A 14,574-nucleotide genomic window follows, 5' to 3' on the forward strand; every position below is an offset into this window, starting at 1 on the left:
TCTTGAATCAGTCAAGTATTTGTTCCGGGTCAGGTTCGTGAGAACACCGCGACGAGGAAGTCGGAGTCGTCGCGGAAGGGCCGCAGGTCCCAGGTGGACAGCAGGAGATCGGTTGCGAGGCCGGCTTTTTCGGTGTCGTCGAGGAAATCGGCGAACTCGTAACCGCGCTCGGCGCCGAAGCCGGTGATCAGGCGGCCCGCGGGTGCGAGGTGGCGGGCGAACCCCTCGAGCACCGCGATCCGGGTGGACGGCGCGAGGAAGGTGAGCACATTGCCCGCGCAGACGATGGCGTCGAAATCGCGGGTGGGCAGATCCAGTTCGGCGAGGTCGCCGACGAGCCAGGTGGGGCCGGGGTGATCGGCGCGCGCGGCGTCGATGAGTACCGGGTCCACATCGACACCGACCACGGTGTGCCCCGCGTCGTGCAGGTAGCCGCCGATCCGGCCGGGTCCGCAGCCCGCGTCGAGCACGCGCGCCCCACGTCCGAGCATGGCGTCGACCAGTCGCGCCTCACCGACGATGTCGGTGCCCTCGGCCGCGAGGGTGCGGAATCGTTGCACGTACCTCGCCGAATGCGACGGGTCGGCGGCGACGATCTCCTCCCACTGACTGGGCGTGCGGTCCTTCGATGCGCTCATGATCGACTCCTCCTGCGGCCGACCCTAGCGCGATTTACGGGCTAGGCGCGGAGATCTCCGGGAAATGGCCGGCTGGTGAGGCTGTGATAGAGCACGCTGAGGTCGAGGGCATCACCGGCGGCGGTTTTGGGCTCGGCGGCTCGATCGACCTGGCGGTGCAGCGCTTCCATCTTCTCGTCGAGCTGGGTGGCCGCCTCGGCCGCCTGGGCGAGGTCGCTGCGCAGGTTCGGCGGCACCTCACCCCGGTATTTGTAATAGATCTTGTGTTCGAGGCTGGCCCAGAAATCCATGGCGATGGTCCGGATCTGGATCTCCACCGGGACCCGCTGGGTGTGCCCGGCCCGAAACACCGGGATCGACACGATCAGGTGCAGGCTCTGGTACCCGTTGGGCTTGCGGTGGGTGATGTAGTCGCGCTCCTCGAGCACGGTGATGTCGGCCTGGCTGACCAGCAGGTCCCGGATGGTGGCGATATCGGAGATGAAGCTGCACACCACCCGCACGCCGGCGATGTCGAGCACGTTCTCGCGGATGGCGGCCAGGTTCATCGCGTAGTTCTTGCGCCGCACCTTCTCGAGCACGCTCTCGGGCGACTTGAGCCGCGAGCCGACGTGCTCGATGGGGTTGTAGGCGTGGGTGTTGTTGAAGTCCTCGCGCAGGATGTTGATCTTGGTGGTGACCTCGTCGATCGCGAACTTGTACCCGAGCATGAAGTCGACGAACTGGTCGCGCAGCGCGCGCACGTCGTCGACATCGACCAGTTGCCCGTTGGATGCCGAGCCGGTGTCGGGTTGCCAGGGTTTCACCCCGACCATTGTGCCCGTTACGTGGCCGACGGCCCCGCGGGGGCGTCACAGCCCCGGCTCGTCCTCATCGAGCCGATGGTGGTTGAGCTGGGCGAATCCCCACGCTGCCAGGGCGGTGAAGCAGGCGATGTAGAGCATGTAGGCGGTGAGCACGAGCACGATGCCGTAGTCGTGCATCCAGTGCCCGAGGGGGAACACCGCGAGTGCGCCGAGGGCGAGCATCACCACCGAGGTACCGAGGGCGGGCAGTGCGAGAGGGGTGAGGTCGGTGCGTTTCGGTTCCGGCGCGGGAGTGGGTTCCGGGGGAGCGATCTCGGGGCAGCGGTCGGGTTGTGCGTCGGTGATCATCGAGAATTCCTCGCGTTCGGGCTCGAAATATCAACGGGGGCAGCGGGAGTGGGGCGTGTCGGCGGTGACTCGCGAGGATCGCCACCCGCCGATGGGCGGTGACCCGTCATGTATTCGGCCCGGCGGGCCGATGGGATGGGACCGATCTGCGTGTCGCAATTTTCCAGCTAAATCGTGTCGCCGAGCATGAAAGTGGTGGTCTCGTGGCATGGAGTGAGCGTCAGCGCTCGTGCGCGCCACCGCGCCAGCTACGTTTTGGCACACCGGTACCGTTTGCGGCGCGGTCGGCGGGGTAGGGCCACGGCATGACCGAACCAGACGACACCTACGACCCACCCCAGGACACCGGCGCGCCCGACTCGGTCGAAACCGATCCGGCCGCGCTCAACAGCAGTGAGGACCTCGACGAGGACCGCCTGCGCGAAGACCCGCTGGAAGCGGGCATGGACCCGCCCGAGCACTGGACCGGCGTCACGAAATACGGGATGACCCCGGCCGAAGAGGCCACCCCGCGTGGGCTGGACGAACGCCTGGCCGAGGAGGAACCCGATGTGGTTCCCGGTTCCGCGCCGCAGGCGGCCGGGTCGTCCTCGGTCGAACTCGATCAGGACGGCAACGAGGTCGCTCCGCGGGTCGGCTACGAAGAGGACCTCGGCATCGCCGCCGACGTGGCCGGTGGTTCCGTGCCCGACGAGATCCGCAGGCCGGAGCCGCCGGAGTGATCCGGACCGTTCAGCTGCCCGCGTATTTCGCGGCGTAGAGAGCCTGATCGGCGCGGGTGAGCAGGTGGTCGGGCCCCTGGCCCGCCAGCTCGACGAGGACCGCGCCGATGCTCACCGTCACGTCGATGCTCACGGTATCGACGGTGACCGGGGTGCTGAGCGCCTTGTGGAGCGCGGCGACCAGCCGGTCGAGGAGGTCCTGGTCGGCCGGTGGCTCGGCGAGGACGACGAACTCGTCGCCGCCGGTCCGCGCCAGCACGCACCCGTGCGCGGCGGCCGCCGACTCTAGCCTGTGCGACACGGCGGCGAGCAATTTGTCGCCGACGATGTGGCCGAACGAGTCGTTGACCTCTTTGAAGTTGTCCAGATCCAGCGCGCACACCCCCGCCCTCGCCTGCGGATCCGCCTCATCGATGACGGTGTTCAGCCGGTCGAGCAGGTACCGCCGGTTGGGCAGGGCGGTGAGCGGGTCGTGCATCGCCTGCCACTGCAATTGCTCTGTGGTCGTGCGTCTTTCGGTGATGTCCTCGCCGAAGCCGAGCAGGTACCGGCGTTCGCCGTCGGCCGAGGCGCAGCGGGTGACGGTCCAGGAGGTCCACACCATCGATCCGTCCTGGCGGGGGAATCGGCCTTCGATCTGGATGCTGCCGGTCGCCGAGTCTTCGAGGGCGCGCATCACCCGCTCGCGCACCTCGGTCTGCCGGTCGGCCGGGAACATGGTGAAACCGGTCGTGCTGCGCAGCTCGGCCAGGTCGCGGCCGATGAGCCGTTCGAAGGCCGGGTTCGCGTCGAGGATGATGCCGTTCTCGTCGCCGATGGAGATGCCGATGGAGGAGTGGTGGAAGGCGATCTCATAGCCCTCGGCATGCGCAGGCCCGGCGCACAGGGCGCGCGCGAAGCCGGTGCCGAATCCGCCGAGCAGGGCATCGCCGACGGCGAGATCGCGCGGCCTCGCCGACTCGGCGACCGCGCGTAGTACCGGAACCGACGCGGCGATGACGGCCGGGTCGCTGAGGCCGAGGTCGGCTATCGCTCGCGCGGCTCGTTCGCCTGCCTCGAACGCGGACTCGTGCGGTGCCTCGCCGAGCTCGGCGACTATGCGGCGGACCTGTTCGACGAGCGAATCCCGCGAGACCGGACCGAGCTCGGCCAGGCGCCGAGCCCACTCGTCTGCGTGGTCGTCGAGGTTCATAGCGAAGCCGGTTCCAGGTGGGCGGCGTCCTTGCCGCGGCCGATGCGGTCGGTGGTGATCATGCCACGTCGGGCCCGGGCAGCGTCCGCTCGGCCGCACCGATACGGTGCGGCGGGAGTCGGGCGGGCTCAGCTGTCGAAGTGAACGTCCAGCAATCGCTCGCTCGCGCGCAAGTGCTCGGCCATGGTGACGAGCAGGTCGATCGAGTCGCGGGACAGGCCGATCGTCTGCACGAGGAACAGGCGCGGCCGGTCGAGCTGCAAGCGCGCGAGCAGGGTGCTGTCGTCGACGTTCGAGTCGTTCAGGTCGCGGCCGAAGAAGTAGTCAGGTTCCACCTGGAAGTAATCGGCCAGTGCGGCAACAGTTCTCCACGAAGGGTTGCTGCGACCGCCCGACCGCAGCTGGGACAGATACGGTGCCGAAATGCGATGCCCCGCCGCCTGCAACGAGCGTGCGACCTGGCGGTTGGTGCACCGGTCCGCGACCTGCTCGGGTGGATTGCGGAAGAGCTCGTTGAGGCGGGTAGCGAAGTGCGACACGGCGATTCCTCGACATCAGGTTGGTCAGAAGACCATCTTCTGCCGCTCGCTGTGTCGCTGGCAATAGTGCCAGCTAACTTGTGGCTTCCATCACGAAATTCGGCCGGGGCGTTTGTTCCACGGCGAAACGCGGTGGCCTGCCTCAGTAGGCGAGAGGGTAGTCGTCGTCCGGCATCGGAGTGATCCACGACTGGTCGAATACGTCGGCCGGGTCCGCGGAATCCCAGGCGGCGCGGGCGAATTCGCTCGGGGGTGTGAGCGCGTCCAGATCGAGGCCCGCTTCGCGGTCGGCGTCGTCGGCCACCGCGAGCTGTTCGGCGAAGTCGGCGTCATCGCGGGTAGGGATCATTCTCGACCTCCAGATGCGGATTCGGCGGGGTGGGCCGGCTGCCGGACCGGCCCACCCCGAGGTGGAAGAGCGACGTGACTTTCGAGGTGTTCTCGCCGTTGCGGCGGGGGTCCGCGCTGGGTCGGCGGACGCTGCAGCGGGGTCATGACGCGCCTCCTCGCAGGGAAGCGTCCGGACGGGTCAGGCGTTGATCGCCTGGCGCTGATGTCCGTTGGAGTGTGCGATCTCGATCTTGCGCGGCTTGGCCTTCTCGGCCACCGGGATCGTCAGGCGCAGCACGCCGTCGGTGTATTCGGCGCGGACGTTGTCGGTGTCGAGGCCCTCGCCGAGGAACAGCTGACGGCTGAACACCCCGCGCGCGCGTTCCGCGGCGATCATCTCGCGGCTCGAGTCGAGTTCGGGTCGCGATGCTCGCACGGTGACAACGTTGCGTTCGATATCCAGGTCGAGCGAGCTCGGGTCGATACCCGGCAGGTCGAATTCGACGAAGAACTCGTCGCCCTCACGCCAGGCGTCCATCGGCATCACCGTCGGCCGGGCCGCGGTGCCGAGCACCTGCTGCGTGAAACGGTCCAGATCGCGGAAAGGATCGGTACGCATCAGCATGGTCGCCACCTCCAACTCACTCCATTTCTCTCTCGTAGGTCAGGTAACCTATGCCGTGTGGCATAGATTTGTTTTAGCACTCTCGGCATGAGAGTGCAAGAGAGGAGTGAGATGTCGCTGGACCCGCACGCGGGATCCCCGCTACCCGACCCGGCGCAGGCCGTGTACGGGATCTCGGTGACAGCTGAACTGACGGGGGTCGGTGTGCAGACGCTGAGGCTCTACGAGCGGCACGGGCTGCTCACCCCGGCGCGCAGTGACGGCGGTACCCGTCGCTACAGCAGCAACGACCTGGCGCGCCTGCAGCGCATCGTCGCGCTCGCGGCCGCGGGGGTGAACATCGCGGGGATCGGTCGCATCCTCGAGCTCGAGGACGCCAACGCCGTCCTCCGTGCTCGGCTGCGCGGCGAGCTACCCCCGGATTAACGCCTACCCGATGGTCTGTTCCTGTGGGTGAGCATGGGGTCGCGCGGAAAGTGTCGTGAATCTTCCAATGACTTCGGTTAACGGTTTTTCCTGGTGAGGGCGGGTCCTAGGTTTCAGGGCGGCTGTCCGGCCGAATTTCGCCTGCGAAAGACCGAGTGTGCGTGTGACGAGTTGGGTGCCGATCCTGCGATCGGTGCTGGTGATCGCCCTGATGACCGGCGCCGTCATCGCCCTGCGCGGTCGGGTTCCCGGGGTCGTCCCGGCGGCGGGGGAGCGGCCATCCGCGCTGACGGTCGCGGTGATGCCGGTGCTGTTGCTCGTCTCGGTGGTCATTCTGGCGGCCGGGGTCCTGATCAGCCAGCACCGCTTGCCGTTGGCGATGCCGCAGATCGAGACCGCCGGTGGCGGGCTGCCACGGTTGCGGGTCGGACGGCTGTCGGTGCTCCTCCCGGTCGCTGTCGGGGCCGCGGCGCTGGTGTTCGCCGGTGGGATCGTCGCCCTGTTCCTGCTGCCCGGCGCGAAAACCGAGCAGACGCCGCCCGAGGACGCGCCGGTACGCGACCGCCCGACCTCGCTCGATGCTACAGCTCCCGAATCCCCTTTCAGCACACCGGATCTGAGTGGTCTCACCCTCGTCGTCGCGACCGTGCTCGCCCTGCTGTTGGTGGCGATCGCGATGGTCGGTCTGGCAGCGGCGTTCGGTTCCGCGCGTCGCGTCCCCGACCACGTCCCACCGGCCGACACCGAACTGCCCGCGCCCGAAGTGGATTCGCTCACCCGGGCCGCCGAAATGGGTCTGGCCGCGATGATCGCCCCCGGCCAGGACACCCGCGAGGCCATCATCGCCTGCTACGCCGCCATGGAACGCGGCCTGTCCGCCGACCGCGCCGCCGCCCCCCTCATCTCCGACACCCCCAACGAGGTCCTGGCCCGCGCCTTCACCACCGGCGTCCTGCAGGACTCCTCCGCCCACGAACTCGTCACCCTCTTCGAAGAAGCCAGATTCAGCCCCCACGACATGCTCGGCTGGCAACGCATCCGCGCCGAACAATCCCTACGCGCCGTCCTCGCCGACCTCCAACGCCGCACCGCCGAACTCGTCGCCTAGCGCCCGGCGAGGTGGGGAGGTACGCCGCGTCTTTGCTACGGTGGCGGTGTGTGCTGGAGCACACCTGTTCGGGTAGCAGCTGGTGGCGGGCCCGTGAGGGCGTGCCGCGGTGGTCGGTGGTGAGGTCGGTGTCCCACGACGAGAGGCCGTTCGATGCGTGCGCAGATCAGTTTGACCGTGGACGGGCATACGCGGGAGGTCGGTGTCGATACGCGGGCCACGTTGCTCGACGTCCTGCGTGAACAGCTCGGTGTGACCTCTCCGAAGAAGGGGTGCGATCACGGGCAGTGCGGTTCGTGCACGGTGTTGCTCGACGGGCGTCGCGCCACGCTGTGTCTTGCGCTGGCCGTCGCGCACGACGGTGCGACCATCGTGACCGCCGACGGGCTCGCCGACGGTGACGACCTGCATCCGGTGCATCAGGCTTTTCTCGAGCACGACGGTTTCCAGTGCGGTTACTGCACGCCGGGCCAGATCTGCTCGGCGGTCGGCATGCTCGAAGAGGTGAAGGCGGGTGCGCCGAGTCATGTCACCGCCGACCTCACCGGTTCGGTCGAGCTCACCGACGACGAGATCCGGGAACGGATGAGCGGCAACCTGTGCCGCTGCGGCGCCTATCCGCATATTGTCGCCGCGATCGCGGAGGCCGCCCGGTGAGGGACTTCGGCTACGAACGCGCGATCGGGCCCGAGCAGGCGGTGGCGACGATGCTCGCCGAACCGGACGCCGTATTCCTCGGCGCCGGAACCAATCTCGTCGATCACCTCAAGCTCGGTATCACCGCACCCGGCCTGCTCGTCGACGTGAGCAGGCTGCCGTTCGACGACATCACCGAACGCCCGGACGGTGGCGTGCGGGTCGGCGCGACGGTGCGCAATGCCGACCTCGCGGCGCACCCGGTCATCCGCGCCCGCTACCCGATGCTCTCGGCCGCGCTGCTCGCCGGCGCGTCACCCCAGCTGCGCAATCTGGCCACCACTGCGGGCAACCTGCTGCAACGCACCCGTTGCCCGTACTTCCAGGACGTGACAACGCCGTGCAACAAGCGCACGCCCGGCAGCGGTTGTTCGGCCATCGGGGGATACGACCGCGACCAAGCCGTCCTCGGTGCCTCGGACCGGTGCATCGCCACCCACCCCTCCGACATGGCGGTGGCCATGACCGCGCTGGACGCGACGGTCCACGTGCTCGGCGCCGACGGCGAACGCGAGATCCCGCTGGTCGATCTGCACCGGTTGCCCGGCACCGAACCCGAACGCGACACCGTCCTGGCCCACGGCGACCTCATCACCGCCGTCGACCTGCCCGCCCTGGACTGGGCGGCCACCTCCACCTACCGCAAGGTGCGCGATCGGGCGTCGTACGCCTTCGCGCTGGTCTCCGTCGCCGCGGCCGTCGACATCGTCGACGGGCAGGTTCGCGATTGCCGCATCGCGTTCGGCGGTGTCGCGCACAAACCCTGGCGCGCCCACGCCGCCGAAGCCGCGCTGCGCGGTCGGCCCGCCACCGAAACGAGCTTCGCCGCGGCCGCCGACGCCGAACTCGCCGCCGCACGCCCACAGCGGCACAACGCCTTCAAGATCCCACTGGCACGCAAAGTCCTCGTCGCGACCTTGCGCGACCTGACCGAGCAGGGGGCGCGATGACACCCGCGATCGGCAGTTCCCCCACCCGTGTCGACGGACCGGCGAAGCTGCGCGGCCGGGCACCGTACGCGATGGAACATTCGCTCCGGGATGCCTTGCACGCCTTCCCGATTCAGGCCACCATCGCGCGCGGCCGGATCGGGGCGATCGATACCCGCGAGGCCGAGACGATGGACGGTGTCGTCGCGGTGCTCACCCATCTCAACGCGCCACGGCTGGCCGCCGACGACGACAACGAACTGTTCATCCTGCAGAACGACGAGGTCGCCTTCCGCGGCCAGCTGATCGGGGTGGTTGTCGCCACCAGCCCCGAGGTCGCGCGCGAGGCGGCCACACGGGTGCGGGTGAGCTACGACGAGAGCCCCGCCGACGTGGTCTTCGACGCCGACCGTGACGACCTGTACGCACCCGAGGACGTGAGCGGCGGCTTCGCCACCGACACCACCATCGGTGATGTCGAGAAGGCACTCGATCTGGCCCCGGTGACCGTCGACCACACCTACACCACCGCGATGGTGCACAACAATCCGATGGAACCGCACGCCACCATCGCGCACTGGACCGAGGACGGCCTGATCCTCTACGACTCCACCCAGGGCCCGCACGTGGTGCGCTCGACGCTGGCGCCGCTGTTCGGGCTGGAACCCGAACAGGTGCATGTCATCGCACCGTACGTCGGCGGTGGGTTCGGGTCGAAGGGCGAACCGCACGCCAATATCGTGCTCGCGGCCATGGCTGCGCGGTTCACCGGCGGCAAACCCCTGAAACTGGCACTCACCCGCCAGCAGCTGTTCTCCCTGGCCGGTTACCGCACTCCGAGTGTGCAGCGGATCCGGCTCGGCGCCCATCACGACGGTACCTTGACGGCACTGAGTCACGATGTGGTCCAACAGGTTTCGAAGGTCAAGGAATTCGCCGAGCAGACCGCGATCGTGTCGCGAGTGATGTACGCGTCCGGTACCCGCGCCACGACCCACCGGTTCGCGGCGCTGGACGTGCCGGTGTCGTCGTGGATGCGGGCGCCGGGACACTGCCCCGGGATGTACGCGGCCGAAACGGCGATGGACGAGCTGGCCGTCGCACTCGGCATGGACCCGATCGCGCTGCGCATCCACAACGAACCGGAGGTCGACCCGGAATCGGGGCGCCCGTTCTCCAGTCGTGGGCTGGTCGAATGCCTGCGTACCGGGGCACGGCGGTTCGGCTGGGCCGACCGCGATCCGGCGCCGAGATCGCGCCGGGACGGACGCTGGCTGGTCGGCTCGGGGGTCGCTGCGGCCACCTATCCGGCCGATGTGAATCCGGGCAACAGCGCCCGGGTGCGTTTCACCGGCGGACGCTACGAGGTGGCCATCGACGCCATGGACATCGGCACCGGCACTTGGACGACACTCGGCCAGATCGCCGCCGACGCGCTCGGTGTCGCCGGTGACCGCATCGACCTGCGCATCGGCGACTCCCGGCTGCCCGCCGGAACCGTCGCGGGTGGTTCGAGCGGGATGGCGTCGTGGGGATCGGCGGTGGTCGCCGCTGCCGAGGACTTCCGCCGCCGCTACGGCGACGACCCGGCCGACGGTGCCGAGACGACGGTGGAAACGTCGAAAGACCCGGCGCGGGAGAACTTCTCGACTCACGCCTTCGGCGCGCATTTCGTCGAGGTGCGGGTCGACACCGACACCGCCGAGATCCGGGTGCCCCGGGTGGTGAGCGTGTTCGGCGCGGGCCGCATCATCAACCCGCGCACCGCCCGCTCGCAGTTCATCGGTGGCATCACCATGGGCATCGGCATGGCCCTGCACGAGGAGAGCGTCTTCGACACCCGCATCGGCGAGGTCGTCAACCACGACCTGGCCGGCTACCACGTTCCCGTCAACGCCGACATCGGCGAGATCGACGTCAGCTGGATCGACGAACACGACCCGCACGTGAATCCCATGGGCGCCAAGGGAATCGGTGAGATCGGCATCGTCGGCTCGGCGGCGGCCGTCGGCAACGCGATCTACCACGCCACCGGAGTCCGCGTCCGCCATGTTCCCATCCACCTCGAGGACCTCCTCGACGCCGTCTGAGCCCATCGCCTAGATTCGCCGGATGACCTCCACCGCCCTGTACTGCGGCACGCGCTGGGACGAGCAGGGCCGATGGTGTTACGAATTGCTGCGCGCGGACGGCATCGTCGACCTGCTGCCCGGTCTCGGCACCCGGCTCGCGTTCCGGGTCACCGAGGGCCGCTACTGCCTCGGCTATCGCGCGTTCGGCGGCGAACCCGGGCGCCGGATCTGCCCGCACGAGGCGCGGATCGACACCGGTCACCAGTGCGAACGGTGCCGGATCCGGGAGGGGTGGTCGGTGGTGCACAGTCATCGCGGCCCGCTCGCTGCCCTGCCCGAACAGGTGCGCGACTACATGGCCCGCCCACACCACCTCTACATCGCGTACTTCGGTGACGGGATGGCCAAGGTCGGGACGGCTTCGGCGATGCGCAGGCACCGCAGGCTGTTCGAACAGGGCGCACTGGCCGCCCGCTTCATCACCGATTCGCCCGACGGGTTGCATGTGCGCGAACTCGAACGGGTGGTGACCGAGCGGGCCGGGCTGCGCCAATCGGTGCCGGGCGTCACCAAGACGCGGATTCTCACCCGCCCGTTGCGGCCGTGGTCGGCGGTGGAAGCAGGAGTGGCCGAGGCCGCCGCACACGCGGCAAGCGCCCTGCCCGACGACATCGTCCGCACCGATATCGCGTGGTCGGGCGGTCGCGACTTCTACGCGACCATCCAGGCCAGCGGCCGATTCCCGGATCCCATCGAAATCACCGCCGCCGCAGGCGAATACGTGTTCGACGCGGTAGCCGCCCACGGCCACACCCTGGCCTGCCGTGATCCGGCGGGAGCCGCTGAACTCGTCTTGGTCAACGACTCCCGCCTCGTCGGTCGCCGGATCGAACTCGATCCGGCGATCAGCGTCACCCCGGAACCGGCGCAGACCAGCCTGTTCTGAGGTGCCGGATCAGGCGGGCACGGGGGTCCACTGCTCGGCCGGTGGGCGGCCGGGCAGTGGCTTGCCGATGAGCGCGAGCGGGACGAAGAAGTTCACCTGCCCGATCGCCATGGCGAGGGTGGCCAGAGCCGTCTCGTCGTAATGCTTCGCGGCCGCGTCGTAGAGCTCGGCGGTGACCCGTTCGCCGTGCGCCGCAGGAAGCAGGACGGCCTCGGTGAGCGCGAGCGCGGCGCGTTCGGGCTCGGTGAACGACGGTGCGTCACGCCAGGTCGCGACGGCGGCGATCCGGTCCTCGGATTCCCCTGCGGCGCGCAGGTTTCCGGTGTGCAGCGCCGTCAGATAGGTGCTGCCGACGATCTGGCCCGCGCGCAATTGGATCAGGCTGATGGTCGAGCGGGGGATCGCCCCGTTGCCGACGGCTTTGAACAGTGCGGCGCCGACCTCGGCGAGGGCCGGGACGAGCTGCTGGGGGTTGGGCAGGCGGGAACGGTCGGACATGATGATTTCCTTTCCGGTGGTGTGATTCTCAGGCGATGCGGGTTCGGGAGCCGGTGAGGGAACGCAGGGCCGCGGTGGTGGATCCACCGGTGGGCAGCCAGGCGCGGGCGGCGAAGGTGGCGGCGGTGAAGAACAGGGGCATGGCCCATTTGTCGGGGCCGTCGCCGACGGCCAGGTGGGACGCCGCCGCACCGCCGTAGACGAAGACCAGTCCGGCGTAGGCCCATTCCTTCGTGCGCGGGTGGCCGGGCGTGAGAATGGTGGCCAGCGCGGCGGTTTTCGCGACTCCGAGGACGGTGGCGAAGTACATCGGGTAGCCGAGGTGGTCGAAGGATTCGCGGACGTAGGAGATCCGGGCGAGATCCCAGTAGGCGCCGACGGCGGTTTCGGCGAGGACTGCGGCAACGGGCACCCAGCGCGCGAATTTCGCGACGCGGGTCAGGCGAGTAGTCATGAGTGAGTTCTCCTGTGTGGGAAGGGAATCGGTCAGGCGGCGGCCGCGACATTGGTCGCGGCCCGGTGGAGGACGGCGGCGAGCCGGGCGTTCTCGGGGGCGTTGAAGGCGAAGGCGGCGCGACGGCGGGTGTAGCCGTAGGTCAAGCCGCTGTGCGGGTCGGCGAACCCGTCCGATCCGGCGGAACCGGTGTGCCCGATGGCGTAGGCGCCGAGGAACGGAGTGAGCAGGCTCTTGGCTTCGAAACCGAGCGCGTACGGTGCGTTGTCACCGCGCACCAGGTCGCGACCGCCGGAGTGGACGGTGGACACCGTCGCGATGGTTTCCAGCGACAGCAGTGGTTCGCGTCCGTCGATCCCGGTGGTGGCCGCCGCGTACATCGCCGCGATACCCGCCGCGCTGCCGACCCCACCCGCCGAGGCCTGGCCGAGCCTGCGCACGGTGCTGTCGTTGGGCAGCGCCATCACGTCGGCGGCGGTGAAGCCGTGGGCGTTGAGGTTGTAGGCGATGCCCGCGATGCTGTGCGGCGCGGGGGAATTCGCGGCGAAGGCGGCTTCGGCCTCCGGTGTGGCGCGCCAGGGCAGGATCGGCAGGTAGCGGTGCTCCAGGTCGGCGGGCAGGCCGAGGTGGATGTCGAGGTCGAAGGGCGCGCGGATGCGCTGCTCGAACAGTTCGCGCACGGTGGCGCCGGTGACGGCCCGCACCACCTCCCCGACGACGGCGTAGGTGACGAACCCGCCGTATCCGTGCACGGTGCCCGGCTCGAAGTAGGGTCGCTGCCCGACGAGCCGTTCGGCGATCACCCGGTCGTCGGCCAGTTCCGCGACGGTGAAGCCACCGTCGACCCCGACCACACCGGAGCGGTGAACCAGCATGTCGCGCACCGTGATCCGTTCCTTGCCCGACTGGGCGAAGCGCGGCCAGTAGTCGGCCACGGGCCGGTCGATGTCGAGCACACCGTCCTGGATCAGCAGCGCGATCACCAGGGCGGCGGCGCCTTTGCTGGTGGAATGCAGCCCGGTCAGCGTCGTACCGGACACCTCGTGCCCGGACCAGAGGTCGACCACTCGACGACCACGCACGAACGCTGCCAACTGTGCGCCCGGGTCGCCCTCCTCGCTCACTACGGCCGCGAATTCGGCCCGCACCTGTTCGTATCCCTCGGCGACGAAGCCGTGCACCTCGACCATGATGTTCTCCTTTCGGCCGCAGCTTCCGGCCGCGGCGGATCGTGTTCTGACGCACTGACGTAAGCCACGGGCAGAACGTGACCCGGTCGTGGAAAAACACTGGTCACGGCACTACGGTCACACTCGGCGCCCCCCTTTCGTCAGAGTGGTGGGACGACATCGAGGAGGACCCCGTGCAGAACGCACAGTTGCTGGCCGAACAGTTCGAGGACAACCGCGCCCACCTGCGGGCGGTCGCCTACCGGATGCTCGGCTCGCTCACCGAGGCCGACGACGCGGTACAGGAGGCCTGGCTGCGGCTGGCCCGCACCGACACCGCCGAGGTGGACAACCTCGGTGGCTGGCTCACCACCGTCGTCGGACGGGTCTGCCTCGACATGCTCCGCTCACGCAGGAGCCGCGGCGAGGAACCGCTCGACAACGATCGTCTGCCCGATCCGGTGATCACGAGCGAGACCGTCGCCGACCCCGAACAGGAAGTGGTGCTCGCCGATTCGGTCGGCCTGGCCCTGCTCGTCGTGCTCGAGTCGCTGCGTCCCGCCGAACGGCTCGCCTTCGTGCTGCACGACATGTTCGCCATGCCCTACGAACAGATCGCTCCGATCGTGGACCGCACGCCACAGACGGTGAAGAAGCTGGCCAGCCAGGCGCGCCGCCGCGTGCAGGGCGCAACGCCGGGTCCCGATCCGGATGTCGCGCGCAGGCGCCGCGTCGTCGACGCCTTCCTCACCGCCGCGCGTGGTGGCGATTTCGACGAATTGCTCCGCCTGCTCGATCCCGAGGTGGTGTTGCGGGCCGACGCGGGTGCGGCGATGCGGGTGATCCGTGGTGCCGCCGCCGTCGCGGGCCAGGCCGAGACATTCCGGCGCATGGCCACCCTGTGCACCGTGTACCCGGCCCTGGTCGACGGCCGCTGCGGGCTGGTGAACACCGTGGACGGTGACCCGTTCTCGGTCATCGGCTTCACCGTCGCCGACGACCGGATCACCGCGATCGACATCCTGTCCGACCGGGAGCGGCTGGCCCGTCTCGATCTGACGCCCGTCCTGGGATAG

General features: G+C 68.9%; 18 protein-coding genes. 8 read left to right on the forward strand and 10 right to left on the reverse strand.

Annotated features, from left to right (window positions below; translation table 11 throughout):
- Nucleotides 1-29: 29 nt before the first annotated feature.
- Genes AB0I19_RS01630 through AB0I19_RS01640 form a run of 3 tightly spaced genes read right to left on the reverse strand, consistent with a single transcriptional unit; the run spans nt 30 to nt 1,792 of the window.
- Entirely contained in the window at nt 30-638 is a 609-nt protein-coding gene (locus AB0I19_RS01630; protein ID WP_357143327.1) for a methyltransferase domain-containing protein, read from the reverse strand.
- Nucleotides 639-679: 41 nt separating this feature from the next.
- Entirely contained in the window at nt 680-1,444 is a 765-nt protein-coding gene (locus AB0I19_RS01635) for a GTP pyrophosphokinase family protein (protein ID WP_243749964.1), read from the reverse strand.
- A gap of 45 nt (nt 1,445-1,489) precedes the next feature.
- A complete protein-coding gene (locus tag AB0I19_RS01640; protein WP_357143329.1) occupies nt 1,490-1,792 on the reverse strand; it encodes a hypothetical protein in 303 nt (100 codons plus the stop codon).
- 305 nt (nt 1,793-2,097) lie between these two features.
- Here AB0I19_RS01640 and AB0I19_RS01645 point away from each other — a divergent pair, with 305 nt between their 5' ends.
- Nucleotides 2,098-2,514: a hypothetical protein gene (locus tag AB0I19_RS01645; RefSeq protein ID WP_067639211.1), complete on the forward strand. Its 417-nt coding sequence runs from the start codon at nt 2,098-2,100 to the stop codon at nt 2,512-2,514.
- 10 nt (nt 2,515-2,524) lie between these two features.
- Here AB0I19_RS01645 and AB0I19_RS01650 read toward each other — a convergent pair whose 3' ends face one another.
- The 4 genes from AB0I19_RS01650 to AB0I19_RS01665 all read right to left on the reverse strand — a co-directional run bounded on the left by AB0I19_RS01650 (nt 2,525) and on the right by AB0I19_RS01665 (nt 5,200).
- The gene (locus AB0I19_RS01650; protein WP_357143331.1) at nt 2,525-3,706 is read right to left on the reverse strand and encodes a sensor domain-containing diguanylate cyclase; all 1,182 of its coding nucleotides are present in this window, start codon (nt 3,704-3,706) and stop codon (nt 2,525-2,527) included.
- Between the two features lie 128 nt (nt 3,707-3,834).
- A complete protein-coding gene (locus AB0I19_RS01655; protein WP_357143333.1) occupies nt 3,835-4,245 on the reverse strand; it encodes a helix-turn-helix domain-containing protein in 411 nt (136 codons plus the stop codon).
- A 142-nt stretch (nt 4,246-4,387) separates the two neighbouring features.
- Complete coding sequence (locus AB0I19_RS01660; protein WP_357143335.1) at nt 4,388-4,594, reverse strand: hypothetical protein; 207 nt, start codon at nt 4,592-4,594, stop codon at nt 4,388-4,390.
- 180 nt (nt 4,595-4,774) lie between these two features.
- Entirely contained in the window at nt 4,775-5,200 is a 426-nt protein-coding gene (locus AB0I19_RS01665; RefSeq protein ID WP_357143337.1) for an HSP20 family small heat-shock protein, read from the reverse strand.
- A 111-nt stretch (nt 5,201-5,311) separates the two neighbouring features.
- On the opposite strand from AB0I19_RS01665, the gene AB0I19_RS01670 reads away from it, so the two are divergent.
- The 6 genes from AB0I19_RS01670 (at nt 5,312) to AB0I19_RS01695 (ending at nt 11,377) form a co-directional block, all read left to right on the forward strand.
- Nucleotides 5,312-5,626, forward strand: coding sequence for a MerR family transcriptional regulator (locus AB0I19_RS01670; protein ID WP_357143339.1), 315 nt, complete (start codon nt 5,312-5,314; stop codon nt 5,624-5,626).
- Between the two features lie 157 nt (nt 5,627-5,783).
- The gene (locus AB0I19_RS01675; protein ID WP_357143341.1) at nt 5,784-6,734 is read left to right on the forward strand and encodes a DUF4129 domain-containing protein; all 951 of its coding nucleotides are present in this window, start codon (nt 5,784-5,786) and stop codon (nt 6,732-6,734) included.
- A 153-nt stretch (nt 6,735-6,887) separates the two neighbouring features.
- Complete coding sequence (locus tag AB0I19_RS01680; RefSeq protein ID WP_357143343.1) at nt 6,888-7,391, forward strand: 2Fe-2S iron-sulfur cluster-binding protein; 504 nt, start codon at nt 6,888-6,890, stop codon at nt 7,389-7,391.
- On the forward strand, nt 7,388-8,380 hold the full coding sequence (locus AB0I19_RS01685) for a xanthine dehydrogenase family protein subunit M (protein WP_357143345.1): 993 nt from the start codon (nt 7,388-7,390) through the stop codon (nt 8,378-8,380). Before AB0I19_RS01680 ends, AB0I19_RS01685 begins: the two co-directional genes overlap by 4 nt.
- On the forward strand, nt 8,377-10,449 hold the full coding sequence (locus AB0I19_RS01690) for a xanthine dehydrogenase family protein molybdopterin-binding subunit (RefSeq protein ID WP_357143347.1): 2,073 nt from the start codon (nt 8,377-8,379) through the stop codon (nt 10,447-10,449). Before AB0I19_RS01685 ends, AB0I19_RS01690 begins: the two co-directional genes overlap by 4 nt.
- Before the next feature lie 22 nt (nt 10,450-10,471).
- Complete coding sequence (locus tag AB0I19_RS01695; protein ID WP_357143349.1) at nt 10,472-11,377, forward strand: hypothetical protein; 906 nt, start codon at nt 10,472-10,474, stop codon at nt 11,375-11,377.
- A gap of 9 nt (nt 11,378-11,386) precedes the next feature.
- Here AB0I19_RS01695 and AB0I19_RS01700 read toward each other — a convergent pair whose 3' ends face one another.
- The 3 genes from AB0I19_RS01700 to AB0I19_RS01710 are packed head-to-tail and all read right to left on the reverse strand — an operon-like array spanning nt 11,387 to nt 13,519.
- Nucleotides 11,387-11,875: a carboxymuconolactone decarboxylase family protein gene (locus AB0I19_RS01700; RefSeq protein ID WP_357143351.1), complete on the reverse strand. Its 489-nt coding sequence runs from the start codon at nt 11,873-11,875 to the stop codon at nt 11,387-11,389.
- 28 nt (nt 11,876-11,903) lie between these two features.
- Nucleotides 11,904-12,329 carry a DoxX family protein gene (locus AB0I19_RS01705; RefSeq protein ID WP_357143353.1) on the reverse strand — a complete coding sequence of 142 codons (426 nt, stop codon included), beginning with the start codon at nt 12,327-12,329 and terminating at the stop codon, nt 11,904-11,906.
- Nucleotides 12,330-12,361: 32 nt separating this feature from the next.
- Nucleotides 12,362-13,519 carry a serine hydrolase domain-containing protein gene (locus AB0I19_RS01710; protein WP_357143355.1) on the reverse strand — a complete coding sequence of 386 codons (1,158 nt, stop codon included), beginning with the start codon at nt 13,517-13,519 and terminating at the stop codon, nt 12,362-12,364.
- A 173-nt stretch (nt 13,520-13,692) separates the two neighbouring features.
- On the opposite strand from AB0I19_RS01710, the gene AB0I19_RS01715 reads away from it, so the two are divergent.
- Nucleotides 13,693-14,574, forward strand: a complete 882-nt coding sequence (locus tag AB0I19_RS01715) for a sigma-70 family RNA polymerase sigma factor (protein ID WP_357143357.1) — start codon at nt 13,693-13,695, stop codon at nt 14,572-14,574.

It is taken from the genome of Nocardia sp. NPDC050413, assembly GCF_040655475.1.
GTDB lineage: Bacteria > Actinomycetota > Actinomycetes > Mycobacteriales > Mycobacteriaceae > Nocardia > Nocardia coubleae.

Coding starts and splice junctions, on each gene's coding strand:
- AB0I19_RS01660 (WP_357143335.1), bottom strand. CDS start 4,594: ATGATCCCTACCCGCGATGACGCCGACTTCGCCGAACAGCTCGCGGTG.
- AB0I19_RS01710 (WP_357143355.1), bottom strand. CDS start 13,519: ATGGTCGAGGTGCACGGCTTCGTCGCCGAGGGATACGAACAGGTGCGG.
- AB0I19_RS01700 (WP_357143351.1), bottom strand. CDS start 11,875: ATGTCCGACCGTTCCCGCCTGCCCAACCCCCAGCAGCTCGTCCCGGCC.
- AB0I19_RS01695 (WP_357143349.1), top strand. CDS start 10,472: ATGACCTCCACCGCCCTGTACTGCGGCACGCGCTGGGACGAGCAGGGC.
- AB0I19_RS01640 (WP_357143329.1), bottom strand. CDS start 1,792: ATGATCACCGACGCACAACCCGACCGCTGCCCCGAGATCGCTCCCCCG.
- AB0I19_RS01645 (WP_067639211.1), top strand. CDS start 2,098: ATGACCGAACCAGACGACACCTACGACCCACCCCAGGACACCGGCGCG.
- AB0I19_RS01705 (WP_357143353.1), bottom strand. CDS start 12,329: ATGACTACTCGCCTGACCCGCGTCGCGAAATTCGCGCGCTGGGTGCCC.
- AB0I19_RS01670 (WP_357143339.1), top strand. CDS start 5,312: ATGTCGCTGGACCCGCACGCGGGATCCCCGCTACCCGACCCGGCGCAG.
- AB0I19_RS01630 (WP_357143327.1), bottom strand. CDS start 638: ATGAGCGCATCGAAGGACCGCACGCCCAGTCAGTGGGAGGAGATCGTC.
- AB0I19_RS01690 (WP_357143347.1), top strand. CDS start 8,377: ATGACACCCGCGATCGGCAGTTCCCCCACCCGTGTCGACGGACCGGCG.
- AB0I19_RS01665 (WP_357143337.1), bottom strand. CDS start 5,200: ATGCTGATGCGTACCGATCCTTTCCGCGATCTGGACCGTTTCACGCAG.
- AB0I19_RS01650 (WP_357143331.1), bottom strand. CDS start 3,706: ATGAACCTCGACGACCACGCAGACGAGTGGGCTCGGCGCCTGGCCGAG.
- AB0I19_RS01680 (WP_357143343.1), top strand. CDS start 6,888: ATGCGTGCGCAGATCAGTTTGACCGTGGACGGGCATACGCGGGAGGTC.